General features: G+C 71.7%; 16 protein-coding genes. 9 read left to right on the plus strand and 7 right to left on the minus strand.

Features of this window, described 5'->3' with window-relative positions; genetic code table 11:
• Window positions 1–10: 10 nt before the first annotated feature.
• The 5 genes from KL771_RS08885 to tsaD form a co-directional block, all read right to left on the minus strand.
• Window positions 11–685, minus strand: coding sequence for a class I SAM-dependent methyltransferase (locus KL771_RS08885; RefSeq protein WP_261968193.1), 675 nt, complete (start codon window positions 683–685; stop codon window positions 11–13).
• Entirely contained in the window at window positions 682–1,098 is a 417-nt protein-coding gene (locus KL771_RS08890; protein WP_261968194.1) for an EVE domain-containing protein, read from the minus strand. Before KL771_RS08890 ends, KL771_RS08885 begins: the two co-directional genes overlap by 4 nt.
• A 7-nt stretch (window positions 1,099–1,105) precedes the next feature.
• Window positions 1,106–1,396, minus strand: coding sequence for a YciI family protein (locus tag KL771_RS08895; protein ID WP_261968195.1), 291 nt, complete (start codon window positions 1,394–1,396; stop codon window positions 1,106–1,108).
• Between the two features lie 164 nt (window positions 1,397–1,560).
• Entirely contained in the window at window positions 1,561–2,559 is a 999-nt protein-coding gene (locus tag KL771_RS08900; RefSeq protein ID WP_261968196.1) for an NAD(P)H-dependent glycerol-3-phosphate dehydrogenase, read from the minus strand.
• A complete protein-coding gene (tsaD, locus tag KL771_RS08905; protein ID WP_261968197.1) occupies window positions 2,556–3,632 on the minus strand; it encodes a tRNA (adenosine(37)-N6)-threonylcarbamoyltransferase complex transferase subunit TsaD in 1,077 nt (358 codons plus the stop codon). The genes KL771_RS08900 and tsaD overlap by 4 nt, the downstream gene beginning before the upstream one ends.
• A 263-nt stretch (window positions 3,633–3,895) precedes the next feature.
• On the opposite strand from tsaD, the gene hemC reads away from it, so the two are divergent.
• The 4 genes from hemC (at window position 3,896) to KL771_RS08925 (ending at window position 9,779) form a co-directional block, all read left to right on the plus strand.
• Window positions 3,896–4,816, plus strand: coding sequence for a hydroxymethylbilane synthase (gene hemC, locus KL771_RS08910; RefSeq protein WP_261968198.1), 921 nt, complete (start codon window positions 3,896–3,898; stop codon window positions 4,814–4,816).
• A gap of 16 nt (window positions 4,817–4,832) precedes the next feature.
• Window positions 4,833–5,546: a uroporphyrinogen-III synthase gene (locus tag KL771_RS08915; RefSeq protein WP_261968199.1), complete on the plus strand. Its 714-nt coding sequence runs from the start codon at window positions 4,833–4,835 to the stop codon at window positions 5,544–5,546.
• Between the two features lie 581 nt (window positions 5,547–6,127).
• Window positions 6,128–7,837 carry a hypothetical protein gene (locus KL771_RS08920; RefSeq protein WP_261968200.1) on the plus strand — a complete coding sequence of 570 codons (1,710 nt, stop codon included), beginning with the start codon at window positions 6,128–6,130 and terminating at the stop codon, window positions 7,835–7,837.
• A gap of 10 nt (window positions 7,838–7,847) precedes the next feature.
• Window positions 7,848–9,779 (plus strand): heme biosynthesis protein HemY, encoded by a 1,932-nt coding sequence (locus KL771_RS08925; RefSeq protein WP_261968201.1) that lies wholly within the window; start codon window positions 7,848–7,850, stop codon window positions 9,777–9,779.
• On the opposite strand, the gene KL771_RS08930 is transcribed toward KL771_RS08925, so the two are convergent.
• Window positions 9,677–10,438 (minus strand): tRNA-uridine aminocarboxypropyltransferase, encoded by a 762-nt coding sequence (locus KL771_RS08930; protein WP_261968202.1) that lies wholly within the window; start codon window positions 10,436–10,438, stop codon window positions 9,677–9,679. The two genes, KL771_RS08925 and KL771_RS08930, sit on opposite strands and share 103 nt — an antisense overlap.
• A 334-nt stretch (window positions 10,439–10,772) precedes the next feature.
• On the opposite strand from KL771_RS08930, the gene ffh reads away from it, so the two are divergent.
• The 5 genes from ffh to rplS all read left to right on the plus strand — a co-directional run bounded on the left by ffh (window position 10,773) and on the right by rplS (window position 14,656).
• Window positions 10,773–12,317 carry a signal recognition particle protein gene (gene ffh, locus KL771_RS08935; protein ID WP_261968203.1) on the plus strand — a complete coding sequence of 515 codons (1,545 nt, stop codon included), beginning with the start codon at window positions 10,773–10,775 and terminating at the stop codon, window positions 12,315–12,317.
• A 79-nt stretch (window positions 12,318–12,396) separates the two neighbouring features.
• On the plus strand, window positions 12,397–12,747 hold the full coding sequence (gene rpsP / locus KL771_RS08940) for a 30S ribosomal protein S16 (RefSeq protein ID WP_054359825.1): 351 nt from the start codon (window positions 12,397–12,399) through the stop codon (window positions 12,745–12,747).
• 35 nt (window positions 12,748–12,782) lie between these two features.
• Window positions 12,783–13,472 carry a ribosome maturation factor RimM gene (gene rimM / locus KL771_RS08945; protein ID WP_261968204.1) on the plus strand — a complete coding sequence of 230 codons (690 nt, stop codon included), beginning with the start codon at window positions 12,783–12,785 and terminating at the stop codon, window positions 13,470–13,472.
• Between the two features lie 38 nt (window positions 13,473–13,510).
• On the plus strand, window positions 13,511–14,215 hold the full coding sequence (gene trmD / locus KL771_RS08950) for a tRNA (guanosine(37)-N1)-methyltransferase TrmD (RefSeq protein WP_261968528.1): 705 nt from the start codon (window positions 13,511–13,513) through the stop codon (window positions 14,213–14,215).
• A gap of 69 nt (window positions 14,216–14,284) precedes the next feature.
• Window positions 14,285–14,656 (plus strand): 50S ribosomal protein L19, encoded by a 372-nt coding sequence (rplS, locus tag KL771_RS08955; protein WP_054359823.1) that lies wholly within the window; start codon window positions 14,285–14,287, stop codon window positions 14,654–14,656.
• Window positions 14,657–14,759: 103 nt separating this feature from the next.
• Here the strand turns inward: rplS and KL771_RS08960 are convergent, their stop codons facing one another.
• Window positions 14,760–15,674: a glycosyltransferase family 61 protein gene (locus KL771_RS08960; protein ID WP_261968205.1), complete on the minus strand. Its 915-nt coding sequence runs from the start codon at window positions 15,672–15,674 to the stop codon at window positions 14,760–14,762.
• Between the last annotated feature and the right edge of the window lie 300 nt (window positions 15,675–15,974).

Below are 15,974 nucleotides of genomic sequence, written 5' to 3' on the forward strand. Positions count from 1 at the left end.
CCGGCCCGCACTACCCGCGAAACCGCCAGACCGTGGTGTGCTTGACCTCGGCGTCCTCGAGCGCCCGCGTCGTCGGCACGCGATAGTCGGCCAGCGCGTCCATCCGGTCGCGCGGCAAGTAGCTCCGGCCCGGATCGCCGACCAGCACAAGCGCGCCGGCCGCAACGGCCGATGCCGCCCAGGCGCCGACCCGATCGGCCAAGGGACGTTCGAAGAAAACGTCGCCGAGCAGGACGACCTCGTAGCCGTCGACCGGCGCGCCGATCCAATCCGCGCCCGACATCGCGAATTCGACGCCGTTGGCGGCCGCATTGAGCGTCATGGCGGCAAGCGCGTAGCGGTCGATGTCGGTCGCCAGCACGTGGCGCGCGCCGGCCTTGACGGCTGCCACCGCCTCCAGGCCGGAGCCGGCCGCGAAGACCAGCACGGACCGGCCCGCCACCAGGTGCGGGTGATCGAGCACATGGCGCGCGAGTGCCTGCCCGCCCGCCCAGGCAAAGGCCCAATAGGGCGGCGGCAGGCCGATCGTCTCCAGCTCCGCCTCGGTGCGGTGCCAGAGATCGACCGCCTCGTCGGCGAGATGGAGCCGGATCTCCGGCACATGCGGCGGCGCCTGCAGGCGGGTATTGGCCGCCACGAAGGCCGCCAGCGCCGCCAGATCCGGATCGGCCTGCGCCTCGCTCACGAGCCGCCGCCGCGCTCCAGGATGGCGTCCCACTCGGCGTCGGTGACCGGCTGCACGGACAGGCGGGAATTCTTGACCAGCACCATCTCGGCGAGGCGCGGATCGGTCTTGATGGCGGAAAGCTCGACCGGGACCTTCAGCGGCGCGACCGCCTTCAGGGTGACGGCGCCGAACTTGCCGGCCTCGTCCTTGGGGTCGGGCGCCCAGGGCTTGACCACCTCGACCACGCCGACCACGGCCTTGCCGTCGTTGGAATGGTAGAAGAAGCCGCGGTCGCCGACCTGCATGGCCTTCATGTGGTTGTTGGCGAGATGGTTGCGCACCCCGTCCCAGAAGGTGCCTGCCGGCCCGGCCGCGACCTGGTCGTCCCAGGACCAGACGCCGGGTTCGGATTTGTAGAGCCAATGCGCCATCGCGCCCTCACGCCGCCGGATTGCCGATGGTCCAGCGCCAGGGCTTGACCTCGACGCTCTCGAACAGGCCGGCCTTGGCATAGGGGTCTTCGGCGAACAGCGCCTTGGCGGCGGCGAGATCCGCGGTTTCGATCACCACGAGCGAGCCCGACATGGTCTCGGCGGCATCGTCCAGGAACGGACCAGCCAGCTTCAGCGTCGCGCCGAGGCCCTTCAGCCAGGCGACATGGGTCTCGCGGGTATCGAGCCGAAGCTGCAGGTGGCCGGGCTTGTCGCGGCAGATGGCGAGAAACAGCATGGATCAAGGATCTCCGATCGGGTTTCGGCGAGCGACCATAAGGCCAGTCGCCCGCAAACGGAATCGTCCCGACGCAAAGAAGGCGGGATAGCCGCGCAGGATGGCGGTTTCCGTCCGCCGGTCCCTGTGCGGCTGCCCCGGTGCGGCTGCCCTGGTCGGGCGGTTCAGGTGCCCTCGCGCCGGAGCGGCCGCGTCATCAAGCCCTCGACGGCCGCATCGACCGACAGCCGGCCGGCCAGCACCGCCGCCACCGCACCGGTGATCGGCAGGTCGACCCCATGGCGTTGCGCGAGATCGAGCGCGACCGAGGCCGTGAAGGCGCCCTCGGCGAGCTTGGCGCCGGTGCCGGTGAGGGCCGCGACCGGGCGCCCCTCGCCGATGCCGATGCCGAGGGAGAAGTTGCGCGACTGCCGGGAGGTCGCCGACAGGACCAGGTCGCCGAGGCCGGACAGGCCCATCAGCGTCTCCGGCTCGGCCCCGAGCGCTCGGGCGAGACGGCCGAGTTCGGCGAAGCCGCGCGCGGTCAGCGCGGCCTGCGCGCTGGCGCCGAGACCGCGGCCGACCACGATGCCGGACGCGATCGCGATGACGTTCTTGAGCGCGCCGCCGACCTGCACGCCGACCACGTCGGTCGCCGCATAGGGCCGGAAGCTCGGCGAGACCAGCGCGGCCGAAAGACGCTCGGCAAGGTCGCCATCCGCCGCCGCGACGGTCAGCGCCGTCGGCAGCCCGCGCGCCACGTCGTCGGCAAAGCTCGGGCCGGACAGCACCGCGGCCGGCCGGCCCGGCAGTTCGGCCGCGACGATCTCGGTCATCAGGGCGTCGGTGCCGCGCTCGATCCCCTTGGCGGCAACCAGCACCGGCACGCCCGGCCGGACATGGGCGGCAAGATCGCGCAGCAGGCCTCGGGTCGCCTGGGCCGGAACCGCGGCGATCAGGATGTCGGCCGCCGCCGCCGCGGCGAGGTCGCCGGTCGCGCCGAAGCGGGGATCGAGCCGGATGCCGGGCAGAAATTTCGCATTGGTGCCGGCAGAACCGAGTTCGGCGACCACATCCGGGTCGCGCGCCCAGAGGGTGACGGTCCGACCCGCCCGCGCGGCCACCAGCGCCAGGGCGGTACCCCAGGCGCCGCCGCCGAAGACGCCGACCCTGATCCCGCTCATGCCTTGGCTCCGTGCTGGCCGGAGCCGAGCTTCGGCACGGCATCGGCATCGAGGGGCCAGCGCGCCCGAGCCGGGGCATCGAGCCCGTCGACGAGGCCGGCCGCCAGCCGTTCCGCGCCGGCCCAGGCGATCATGGCGCCGTTGTCGGTGCACAGCCGGGCGGGCGGCACCACGAGGCCTGCGCCGACCGCCTCGGCGACCGCGCGCAGGGCGGTCCCGATCGCCTTGTTGGCCGCGACCCCGCCGGCGACGACCAGGACGGGCGCGGCCACGCCGGTCTGCGCCGAGAAGGCGGCAAGCGCCCGACGCGCCTTGATGGCGACGATCTCGGCGACGGTCGCCTGGAAGGCGGCCGCGATATCGGCAACGTCCCGGTCGGTGAGCGGCGCGGCGGCCTGGGCAACCTGCCGGACCGCGGTCTTCAGGCCCGACAGCGAGAAGTCCAGGCTGTCCCGGCCGAGCAGCGGCCGCGGCAGCGTGAAACGGGTGGGGTCGCCGTCCAGCGCCGCCCGTTCGACCGCCGGGCCGCCCGGATAGGCAAGGCCGAGCAACTTGGCGGTCTTGTCGAAGGCCTCGCCGAGGGCATCGTCGATGGTTGTGCCGAGCCGGCGGTAGCGGCCGAGCGCCTCCACGGCGACGAACTGGGTGTGGCCGCCGGAGACCAGCAGAAGCAGATACGGAAAGGCGATGCCGTCGGTCAGCCGTGCGGTCAGCGCATGGCCTTCCAGATGGTTGACGGCGAGAAGCGGCAGGCCGTGCACCAGGGCGATGCCCTTGGCGCTCATCAGCCCGACCAGGACGCCGCCGATCAGGCCCGGGCCGGCGGTCGCCGCGACGCCGTCGAGATCCGCGAAGCCGATGCCGGCTTCCACCAAGGCGTGCGCGACGATGCCGTCGAGCGCCTCGACATGGGCGCGGGCGGCGATTTCCGGCACGACGCCGCCGAAGGGCGCGTGTTCGTCGAGCTGGGAATGGACCACGTTCGACAGGATGCGCCCGCGTCCTTCGGCGTCGCGGGCGACCACGGCGGCGGCCGTCTCGTCACAACTCGTTTCGATTCCGAGGATCAGCATGGCGATGGAGCTACCCGGTAGGCGCTTCGGGGCGCAAGACGCCGCGCGGCGCAGGACGGAGCCGGAGCCCGCCGACGCGGTTTCGGTGCGCGCCGTCCGGCCGGTTTTCGGATGAACGCCCGATGGCGCGTGCGGCGGCCTTCGGCTAAAGACAAGTCTCGATATGGGGCTTGCCCGATGCCGGTTCCACCGCCCGCGGAGCGGACCGGCGTCAGGCGCTCCAGGGGGCGGCGCGCCCGGCTTTAACAGACGGTGGTCTTCACGTGCAATCCAAACTGTGGCGGATCGGGACACGCGGCAGCGCACTCGCCTTGGCGCAGGCCTACGAGACGCGGGCTCGGCTGATGGCGGCAACCGGCGCTCCGGAAGACGCCTATGAGATCGTCGTCATCAAGACCTCGGGCGACCGCATCCTCGATCGGCCGCTGTCGGAAGCCGGCGGCAAGGGATTGTTCACCAAGGAGATCGAGGAGGCGCTGCTCGACGGTTCGATCGACCTCGCCGTGCATTCCTCGAAGGACATGCCGACCCTCCTGCCGGACGGGCTGGCGATCACGGCCTTCCTGCCGCGCGAAGACGTGCGCGACGCCTTCGTGTCGCCGGTCTACCGCAGCCTCGCCGAGATGCCGGCCGGAGCGGTGGTCGGAACCTCGTCGCTGCGCCGTCGCGCCATGGTCATGCGGCTCCGGCCCGACCTCAAGGTGGTCGAGTTCCGCGGCAACGTACAGACCCGGCTGACCAAGCTGCAATCCGGCGTCGCCGACGCGACGCTGCTCGCCCATGCCGGACTGAAGCGGCTCGGGCTCGGCCATGTGGTCAGCCAGGTGATCGAGACCGACACCTTCCTGCCCGCCGTCGGCCAGGGCGCGATCTGCATCGAAAGCCGGGTCGGCGACGCGGCGACCGATGCGCTGGTCGCCCATCTTGACGACCCGCAGACGGGCCTCTGCCTGGCGGCCGAGCGCGCCTTCCTGGCCGCCCTGGACGGCTCCTGCCGCACGCCGATCGCCGGCCTTGCCCGAATCGAGGCTGACGAACTGCATTTCGACGGCCTGATCCTGAAGACGGACGGCAGCGAGGCCCATGCCGTCGCGCGTCAGGGCGCCACCGCCGACGCGGCGCGCATCGGCGCGGAGGCCGGACAGGCCCTGAAGGCGGTCGGAGGGCCGGACTTCTTCGGCTGAGAGGGGCGAGAGCGCGATGCGGGTCCTGGTCGTCCGCCCCGAACCGGAGGCGCAGAAGACGGCTGCGGCCCTGATGCGGCGCGGCCATGAGGCGATCGTCGCGCCGCTGCTCGCGATCGTCCTCGACCCGGCCACGACGATCCGGACCGAAGACCTCGCCGCCATCGCGGTGACCAGCGCCCGGGCGCTCGAAGCCCTCGCGGCGCGCCCGGACTGGCCGATGCTGGCCGCCCGGCCCGTCTTCTGCGTCGGCGACGCGACCGCGGCCGCCGCCGCCCGGCTCGGCGGCACGGATGTGCGCTCGGCCGCCGGGAACGCCGCCGATCTCGCCGCGCTGATCGCCGCCGGCCTGCCGCCCGAAGCCGGGTCCATCCTCTATGCCGCCGGACGCGATCGCTCCGGCGACCTGGACGGCCAGTTGCGCGCGGCCGGCTTCGCAGTCGATCTGGTCGAGGTCTACCGGGCTGAGGCGGCCGCCCGTCTGCCGGATGCCGCCGCGGCCGAACTCAGCGCGGGGCGAATCGACGCCATCCTGATCCATTCCCGGCGCACAGCCGAGATCTTAGTCAGTTGCCTGACTGAGTTGCGACCCGTCCCCGACCTGAGGCATGTTGTCGTCCATGCCATCTCGGCGGCGGCGGCGGAGCCTTTGGCGGGCCTCGGCTTTCGCCGGATCGAGATCGCCCCGCGCCCGACCGCCGAGGCGATTTTGGAAACCTTGTCGGCATGAGTCGGGACCGGCGCCGGCCGGCCCTCACGATCTCGCCACGATCGCCGCGATAGCTTCGTCGCCGCGATAGCTTTGTCGCCGCGATCGAACGATCGCCATGAGCGCTGCGCGGCCGGGGAGGAACGCTGATGGCAAGGGACGGCAAGACGCGCTCCGGTCGACCCGACGGGCAGGGCCGCGGCCGCAACGGCCCGTCTCAATCCCGGACCGGAACGCCGGAAGCGGCATCTCCCCCGGAAGCGGCACCCCCCGGCGCCGTACAGGCCTTTGCCAGTGCGCAGGCGTCTGCAGTCTCCCAGGCATCGGTAACCGGACCGGCCGTCCCGCTCGTCGAGGGCGCCACGGCGGCATCGACGGCCTCGGGCCGTGCCGCGGCAGCCAGCCTCTCGACGCCCGCGGCCGTCATAGAACCGGCGTCCCTCGCTACGCCCACGGCTCTCTCCGCGCCGGTTTCCGATTCGGCCGCCCTCGCAGCTTCCCAGTCTTCCGATGCAGCCATGACGCCACCCGACGCCCCCTCCGATCCCATCCCGGCCGCTTCGCCCTCGGGCGAGATGCCGGGGGCAGAGCACGGACTTTCGATGTCATCCAGCGATTCCCGCCCCGCCACGCCTCTCGCCGAAGCCGCGGAGGCCGACCCCGCCGCCGTCGGTGCAAGGCCCGATGGGCCCCTACCGGTCCCCGCCCGTTCGGGCTTCGACCTGCGCCTCGCCGCCGCCGCGGCGGCCGGCGGCCTGATCGGCATCGGCGGCTCGCTCGTCTTGGCGATCGGCGGCAGCTGGCCGGACAATTCGCCTGCCGCCAGCCTGGACCGTGCCCGCGTCGCCGGCTTAGAGACGCGTCTTTCCGAGGCCGAGAAGCGGCTGGCCGCGCCGGTCCCGCCGGCCGCCGCCGCCGTCCCGGCCGATCTCGCGAGGCGCCTCGCCGCCCTCGAACAGCTGGCGGCCGACCGCGGGAAGCAGGTCGAGGCGCTGCAGAAGGACCTGCAGGGCCTGCGCAGCGCCGCCCCGTCGGGCGCCCCTTCCGGTGCCTCGTCCGGGACACCGGTCGCGTCAGGCACCGCACCGGGTGCCGATCCGGCTCGCCTGGACGAGCTGGAGCGCAAGTTCCTGGCCGACATCGCCGTTGCCCGTGGCGGCTTCGAGCAGGCGCTGACGGCGCAGCGTCAGGCGCTCGCCGCCGAGATCAAGGGCGTCGCCGGCCGTACCGAGGCGCTGACCGCCCGGCTCGATGCCGGCGAGCGCGCCGCGGCCGAGAGGCTGACGGCCGAGATCCGAGGCCTCGCCGACAGGGTCGCGGCCGGGGACACGGCGCTGGAGGCCAAGGTGTCCGGCCTCGCCGAGACGCTCGGCCGATCGGCACGCCGGCTCGAAGCGCTCGAAACGGCGGCCGGCGAGACGGCCAAACGGCTGACCGGCTACGAGGATCTGAAGAAAACCGTCGATGTGCTGTTCGCGCGCGTCGCCGGTTTCGAGGAAACCCGCCGGCGCATCGAAACGATCTCTGCCGACATGGCCCGCCTCGCCGATCTCGGCAAGGCGGTCGAGGCCAACGGTACCGGGCTCGTCGAGGCCCGCCGCCAGGTCGAGGCCCTGACGGTCCGCTCGGCGGAGGCCGAACGGCGCGCCGGCGATCTCGACGGCCGCCTCGGCCAGATCGGCAAGGGCCTGGACGCCGCGGCGGCCCGGACGGCCGCCGTCGAGGCCCGCTTCAACGGCTTCAGCGACCGGATCGGCGAGATCGAGGGCTTCGCCCGGCGCGGCGCCGATGCCCGCACCGACGCGGTGCTGGCATTGTCGCTCGGCGCCCTGCGCGCCGCGGTCGACGACGGCCGTCCTTTCGCGACCGAACTCGCCACCGCCAGGACGCTGGCGCGCGGCGCGGTCGACCTCGCGGTGCTGGAACCGCTCGCCGCGACCGGGGTGCCGACCAGTGCCGTGCTGGTCGACCGCTACGGCGCGGTCGCCAAGCGCATCCTGCAGGCGACCGCCCCGGCGGAGACCGGCGGCCTGATGGACAAACTGCTCGCCAATGCCGGTCAGGCCGTCTCGATCCGCAAGGTCGGCGAGATCGGCGGCGACGGGCCGGAAGCCCGCGTCGCCCGTCTCGAAGACCGGCTCAAGGCGCGCGATCTGGCCGGGGCGCTCGCCGAATGGCGCGCCCTGCCCGAGACCGGCCGCAAGGTCTCGGCCGACTGGGCGGCCGGGCTCGAAGCCCGCGTCGCCGTCGACAAGGCGCTCGCCGCCTCGACCGCCTCGGTCCTTTCCAAGCTCGTGCAGCCCGGCCAGTGAGTTTATCGCGATGATCCGCGTCCTCGTCTTCCTCGCCGCTCTCCTGGCGCTCGCCTTCGGCTTCTCCTGGCTCGCCGACCATCCGGGCGAACTGACGCTCGTCTGGCAGGGGGTGGAGATGAAAACCTCCACCATGGTGGTGGCGATCGCCATCGTCGCCTTCACGGCGGCGGTGCTGGCCGTCTTCGCCCTGCTGCGCGGTCTCGTCCGGACGCCCGGCGCGGTCGGCTCCTTCTTCACCCGGCGCAAGCGCGAACGCGGCTGGCGGGCCTTGAGCCAGGGCATGATCGCGGTCGGTGCCGGCGATCCCTCGACCGCCGGCCGGCTCGCCCAGGAGGCGCGCCGCGTGCTCGGCGCCGAGCCGCTGGCGTTGCTCCTGGAGGCCCAGGCGGCCCAGCTCTCCGGCGACCGCGCCGCCGCCCACGAGGCCTTCGAGCGTATGCTGGAGGATCCCGAGACCCGGCTCCTCGGCCTGCGCGGCCTCTATGTCGAGGCCGGCCGCTACAACGACGCGACCGCCGCGCGCCATTTCGCCGAGGAGGCCAACACGCTCGCCCCGCGCGTCGGCTGGGCCGGTCAGGCGCTGCTCGAATTTCAGTCCCAGGACCGGGACTGGGACGGCGCGCTGGCGACCCTAGACCGCAATGCCCGCCACAAAATCGTCGACAAGCCGCGCGCCAAGCGGCTGCGCGCCGTGGTGCTGACCGCGCGCGCCCTGGAGATCGAGATGGGCGAGCCGGATCTCGCCCGCAACTTCGCCATGGAGGCGCATGGCTTGGCGCCCGAGCTGGTACCGGCGGCGGTGGTCGCCGCCCGCCTGATGGCGCGGGCCGGCGACATCAAGCGTGCCGCGCGCGTCATCGAGACGACCTGGCGACAGGAGCCGCATCCAGATCTCGCCGACGCCTATGCGCATCTGCGGCCCGGCGACAGCGCGCAGGACCGGCTCGCCCGCATCAAGGATCTGATCCGGGTGCGTGCCCATCACACCGAATGCGCCTTCGCGCTCGCCCGCGCCGAGTTGGAGGCGCGCAACGTCTCCGCCGCCCGTGCGGCCCTGAAGCCGGTCATGCAGCCGGCGCCGACCCGGCGCGCCTGCCTGATCATGGCCGAGATCGAGGAAGCCGAACACGGCGCCTCCGGCAAGGTGCGCGGCTGGCGCGCCCGGGCCGCGCGCGCGCCGCGTGATCCTTCCTGGATCGCCGACGGGTTCGTCGCCGAACGCTGGGCCCCGGTCTCGCCGGTCACCGGCCGGCTCGATGCCTTCGAATGGAAGGTGCCGGCCGATCTCCTGGGCGGCCCGGTGACCGATCCGTTCGACGAGGCCGACGACAGCGGCGACGAGACCGCAAGCCTGCTTTCGGTCGAACAGGCGCGCCCGGAGCCGGCCCGCCCGGCCCCCATGCCGACGGCCGCGGAAGCCGAGCCGGAAAAGGCGCCGCCCGCGACAGAACCGAGTCGTGCCGAACTGCTGCCACCGGACCCGGGCCGCCCCGCGCCGTCTTCCCCCTCGGCTTCCGCCGCCACGCCCCCGTCCGCAGCGCCCGCACGCGAAAAGGCCAAGTCCGGCGCGCCGGAGCGCAAGTCCGAGCCGGCGCTGATCGAGGCGAAGCCGGAACCGGCCAAGCCGACCGGCCCGACCGCATCCGCCGGCACCAGCGCCGCCGAGCCGGCCAAGCCGACCGTCGTGGCCTCCGACAAGGTGGTGATCCTGCCCAAGGCGTCGGGCGAGACGCGGTCCGAGCCGCCGCGCGGCGAGACCGTCAAGCCGGAGGCCCCGAAGGCCGACGTCCCCAAGCCGGAGGCCGCGCGCGCCGAGGCCGCGAAATCGGCGGCGTCCTACGTATTCGCGCCGCCGCCGGACGATCCGGGCCCGGATGCCGGGGCGGCCGACGGCGCGGAGGCCGGCGAGCCGGGCCGGCGCTTCCGGCTCTTCTCCTGAGGCGGCGGCAGCGAATCCCGGTAGCGCTGCAGCATGCGCCGGAAGCTCGACAGCATCGCCTTCTCGATCTCCGGCTTGCCTTCGAGCCGGCTGATCACGAAGGCGACCGCCTCCAGGGTCGACAGCCCCTCGCGGCGCGGCTCCTTGCGCAGCTTGCCGTAGAGCGAGGGCTGCGCCGGGCGGATCACCAGCCGCCGCGCCTTCAAGACCCAGGGATTGCGCCACCACAGCGTCTTGGCCTGGCTCCAGCTGCCGTCGAAGGCGACGACGCCCTCGATCCCCTTCAGGGCCGCCGCCTGGTCCGGGACCGGCTTGCCGTCCTTGTCGACCACGACCAGATCGCGGCCGGGCGGGAAGGCCTCGGTATCGACCGAGCCGAGATGCATCACCGCCCAACGCTTCACGTCGACCTCGCGCCCGACCGCCTTGGACAGGCTCGGCCAGGACAGCCCGACCTTGAAGATGCCGCCGACGAAATGCCGGACGGCCAGCCGCGCCGAGCCGAGCGTCACGTCCTGCTCCTGCGGATGCTGCAGGATGGCGAGCCTGACCCGGGTCTCGACCGGCTCGACGAAGTCGCAGACGCACAAGGCCGCCGGCTTGCCGCAATGCGGACAGGGTTCGGCGACGGCGGCGGGCAAGGCGGGGGTATCGGTCATGGGTTCGGTCTCGGTTCGCCGCCCTGTCTATCCGGTCGCGCGGCCGGCCGCGAGGACCGAATCCGATCGCGATCCTTGACCCCCGCCGCCTTTGCGCGTATGGACCCGCGGTCTCGCCGAGATTTCGACGACGATCCGCCGACCGGGACTTGATCCCGGAGGTCCACGCCCGCCAGCGCGTTGCGCCCGCGGGCGCGTTTCCGTTTGGCGGCATCGGTTCCGGAGACGGGTTTCATGCCCGGTCCGGTCTGTCGGCATCCAGGACGAGACCCTATCTGAGAGCGATCGGGATCAACCCGTCGCCCTCGGGCGGCCTGAGTGAAGAGCGAGACGCATGTTCGAGAGCCTTTCGGAACGCCTGTCCGGCATCCTGGACAAGCTGACCCGGCGCGGCGCGCTGACGGAGGAAGACGTCAACGCGGCCATGCGCGAGGTGCGCCGTGCGCTGCTCGAGGCGGACGTGGCGCTCGACGTCGTGCGCTCCTTCACCGACAAGGTGCGTGCCCGCGCCGTCGGCCAGGAGGTGATCCGCTCGGTCACGCCAGGCCAGCAGGTGATCAAGATCGTCCACGACACGCTCGTGGACATGCTCGGCTCGGATGCCCGGCCGATCGACCTCGAAGCCCCGGCCCCGGTCGCGATCATGATGGTCGGTCTGCAGGGCTCGGGCAAGACGACCACCACGGCCAAGATCGGCCTGCGGCTGACCGCGCGGTCGCGTCGCAAGGTGCTGCTCGCCTCGCTCGATACGCGCCGCCCGGCCGCGCAGGAGCAGCTGCGGGTGCTCGGCGCCCAGAACGACGTGGACACGCTGCCGATCGTGGCCGGCCAGTCGCCGACCCAGATCGCCGAGCGCGCCATGACGGCCGGCCGGCTCGGCGGCTACGACGTGGTCATCCTCGACACCGCCGGCCGCATCCATATCGACGAGCAGCTGATGCTCGAGATGGCCGAGATCAAGCGGGTCGCCAAGCCGCACGAGATCCTGCTCGTCGCCGACGCGCTGACCGGCCAGGACGCCGTCAATCTGGCCAAGTCCTTCGACGAGCGCGTCGGGCTGACCGGCATCGTGCTGACCCGCATGGACGGCGACGGCCGCGGCGGTGCGGCGCTGTCGATGCGCGCGGTCACCGGCAAACCGATCAAGCTGATCGGCGTCGGCGAAAAGGCCGATGCGCTGGAGGATTTCGATCCCGCCCGCATCGCCGGTCGCATCCTCGGCATGGGCGACATCGTCGCGCTGGTCGAGCGCGCCGCCCAGGAGATCGACGTCCAGAAGGCCGCCAAGGCCGCCCAGCGGATGCAGAAGGGTCTGTTCGACCTGGACGATCTCGCCGAGCAGCTGCGCCAGATGGAGAAGATGGGCGGCATGAAGGGCATGATGGCCCTGCTGCCCGGCATGGGCAAGATGAGCAAGGAACTCGACAAGGTCGACGACCGGATCGTCAAGCGCCAGATCGCGATCATCTCGTCGATGACCTCGAAGGAGCGGCGCAAGCCCGAATTGCTCAACGCCTCGCGCAAGCGCCGCGTCGCGGCCGGCTCGGGCACGCGCGTGGAGGACATCAACCGCCTCCTCAAGCAGCACCGCCAGATGGCCGACATGATGAAGATGCTCGGCAAGAAGAAGGGCGGCATGCTCGGCGGCCTCGGCAGCATGCTCGGCATGGGCGGCGGCGCTCCACAGATGGATCCGGCTGAGCTCGAACGGCTCGCCAAATCCGGCAAGCTGCCCGACATGCCGCCCGGTTTTGGCGGCGGCGGCGGCCTGCCGCCCATGCCGCCCGGCGGGCTCGGCCTGCCGCCCGGCATGGGCTTCCCCGGTCCGAAGGGACCCGGCGGTTTCCCCACTCTTCCGGGGCTCGGCAAGAAAAAGTAGCCGACCCCACCCGCAAAACCGCCCCGGCCTCCGGGGCGCCTCGATCCCAGCCTCAAGACTTCGAACGGAAAGGTCTACGATGTCCCTGAAGATCCGGCTCGCCCGCGGCGGCACCAAGAAGCGTCCCTACTATCGCATCGTCGTGACCGATGCCCGCAACCCGCGCGACGGCCGCTTCATCGAGAAGGTCGGCACCTACAACCCGATGCTGGCCAAGGATTCGACCGACCGCGTCAGCCTGGTGCCCGAGCGCATCAAGCATTGGCTGAGCGTCGGCGCCCAGCCGACCGACCGCGTCCTGCGCTTCCTCGCCGATGCCGGCATCGCCACGCGCGAAGCCCGCAACAATCCCGAGAAGGCCGTCCCGGGCAAGAAGGCCCAGGAGCGCGCCGCCGAGAAGGCCAAGAAGGCCGAAGCCGCCGCGGCGTGATCCGCTGATCCGTCCGTCCGGGAGCAGCCTGAGCCATGGCGCCGAAGCGCATCCTCGTCGGGCAGATCGGTGCCGCCCACGGCATTCGGGGCGACGTGCGGGTCAAATCCTTCACCGAGCCGCCGGAGGCGATCGCGGATTACGGTCCGCTCGCCTCCGAGGACGGGCGCATCGCCCTCACGGTCGAGCGCCAGCGTCCGGCCGACACGGTGCTGATCGTGAAGTTCCGCGAGGTTGCCGACCGCAACCGTGCCGAGGAACTGAACGGGACGCGCCTTTTCGTCGACCGCGACGCCCTGCCGGCGCCGGAGGACGAGGAGACCTTCTACCAGGCCGATCTGATCGGGCTCCGGGCCGAAGGTGCCGACGGCACGCTCTACGGCACGATCCTGGCGGTACCGGATTTCGGGGCGGGCGACCTTCTGGAAATCCAGCCGCCGGCGGGATCGACCGTCTACCTGCCCTTCACCAGGGCTTTCGCGCCGGTGGTGGACGTGGCCGGAGGGCGGGTCGTGATCGAGCCGCCGGAGGGCCTGTTCGCGGGTGCCGAACCGGACGACGAGGCCGCCGCGGCGGCGGAGGCGTCGGGCGCTGCGGAAGGTGTCGAGGCCGGCAGCCTGAAGCGGCGGCCCGGACGCCGGCGGAAGGGTCGCAAGACCTCCGGGGACGCGGCGGATGCCGTGCCCGCGGGCTCGCCCGATACGGCCGGGGGATCGGAGCCTTGAGCGGCTTCCGCGCCACGGTGCTGACGCTCTATCCGGAGATGTTCCCGGGCCCGCTCGGGGTCGCGCTCTCCGGCAAGGCGCTGGCCAAGGGGCTCTGGTCGCTCGACGTGGCGGATATCCGCGACGCCGCCGAGGACCGGCATCGCAGCGTGGACGACACGCCGGCGGGCGGCGGTCCCGGCATGGTGATGCGGGCCGACATCGTCGCCCGCGCGCTGGACCGGGCGGCCGAACCGGATGATCCGCGCCCGCGGCTCCTGATGAGCCCGCGCGGCCGACCGCTCCGGCAGGAATTCGTCCGCGATCTCGCGGCCGGACCGGGGGCGGTGATCGTCTGCGGCCGTTTCGAGGGGGTCGACGAGCGGGTCATCGAGGGACGCGGGCTGACCGAGGTTTCGGTCGGCGACTATGTCCTGTCCGGCGGCGAGCCGGCGGCGCTGGTGCTGCTCGATGCGGTCGTCCGGCTGCTGCCGGGTGTGATGGGCAAGACGGAGTCCGGCACGGAGGAGAGCTTCGAGGCCGGGCTCCTGGAATATCCGCACTATACCCGGCCGCAGGTCTGGGAAGAGCGGACGATCCCGGAGGTCCTGACCTCCGGCGACCACGGCAGGATTGCGCGCTGGCGCCGCGAGGCGGCGGAGCGGCTGACCGCCGAGCGCCGGCCGGACCTCTGGACGGACTACCAAGCCCGGCGACGGGCGGACGAGACGAACCGGCCGCGACGGTCGCGTTCCCGCGATTGACGCGACGGGGACATGACAAGCGGCTCGACATCGAGTATAGGCAACGCCGATTTCGGAACAGGTGCACCCATGAACATCATCGATCAACTCGAAGCCGAGCAGATGGCGGCCATCGCCGAGAAGCGCTCGATCCCGGACTTCGCCCCCGGCGATACCGTCCGCGTCAACGTCAAGGTCGTCGAAGGCAACCGCACCCGCGTGCAGGCCTACGAGGGCGTCTGCATCGCCCGTTCGGGTTCGGGGCTCAACGAGAGCTTCACGGTGCGCAAGATCTCCTACGGCGAGGGCGTGGAGCGCGTCTTCCCGGTCTACACCCCCCTGGTCGAGTCCGTCGACGTGGTCCGCCGCGGCAAGGTCCGCCGCGCGAAGCTCTATTACCTGCGCGGCCTGACCGGCAAGGCGGCCCGCATCGTCGAGAAGCAGGACAAGAAGTCGGCCTGATCCGGGCCGCTCCTTCTGCTCGATGCCGCGAGAGGCCGGGGGTTCCCCGGCCTTTTTCGCGTTGGTGCAAGACGAAGGGCGCCCGGACGGCAGGCCGGTCGGGTCAGGGCACCAGACATGCCAGCACCTCGTCCGGGTCGACCAGGCGGGAGACGACGCGGGCGGCCGCGCCCGAGACATAGTCGAGTGCCGGATAGTGCAGGGCCTGGGCGAAGCCCTTCTGCTCGGCGATAATTCCGAAGTGCCGGCTGGCCGGACGGCGGCGGGCGAAAATCTGTACCCTGCCGGGAACGTCCATGAACAGCAGGGTATGGAAGGCTGACCCCTCGAAGCCGGCGATATGCTCGGCGCCGTCGAGCCGGTCGATCTGCTCCGCCACGCTCAGCGTCTCGGGATGCACGATGTCCCAGCCGCGGCGCCGCAGGACCGCTTCGAGCTCGGCTTCTCCAAGAATGCGCCCCTGATTGTCGGCCAGGCGACTGCGCGACAGCCAAACCTTTCGGCCGGGCGTGACCGGGGTGCCGCAGCGCAGCCGGATCGCATCGAAATACTCCGGCGCGGAGTGGGTCGGGCTGATCCAGCCCGACTCCGGAACCTCCAGCCTGTCGATGCGCGTCGCTCCCTCGACGAACCGGAAACGGGCCTGGTCGATGCCGAACAACGCGAAGATCTGGCCATGCCACGACCGCATCGGTCTGCCATGGTGGCGCAGCCATAGGATCGTCCGATCCGGAGCCGCCCGGCGCAGAGCCCACAGGCGGGTCAATCCCTCCAGCAGGAAGTGGCCGTAGTGGTTGAACAGGATGCCGGCGAAGAGATGGTCGCCGTCCAGCCTGGAGGGCTCTTCGGTGGGAACCGGGTCGACCTGCGACTGACGGTGCCCGCGCCGAAAGCGCAGGTCCTCGATCGCCGCCCCGGTGTCGTCATAGGCCGCATAGGCGAACAACCATGCCGGATCGGGCGCCGGATGGAGCGGCGTGAGGCAGACGTTTCGATAGTGTCGGCTGACCAGCGTCATTGGCGCGTCACACTCCGCCGCGAGACCGCGGACACTTGATCACCGATTTCTAGCATGCCATCGCGGCGATCTAAATTCTGGCGTACAGGCCCTTTGATCTGCCCGCATTGGATGTGCCACCAGGACCGTGCCCCCAATCGACGGACCACGACGGGCCTGCTAGATCAGGTCGGACCGCGATGCAATCGTCACGATGCGTCAGCCTGTCCCGATCGACGGCTCGCGGTCCGGCCGTTCGGGACGAACCCGAACCATCCGTCGGCTCCTGGCGACGATCGCACCGTTCCCAAACTTTCCTTC

The organism is Prosthecodimorpha staleyi, assembly GCF_018729455.1.
In the GTDB taxonomy this organism is placed as follows: domain Bacteria; phylum Pseudomonadota; class Alphaproteobacteria; order Rhizobiales; family Ancalomicrobiaceae; genus Prosthecodimorpha; species Prosthecodimorpha staleyi.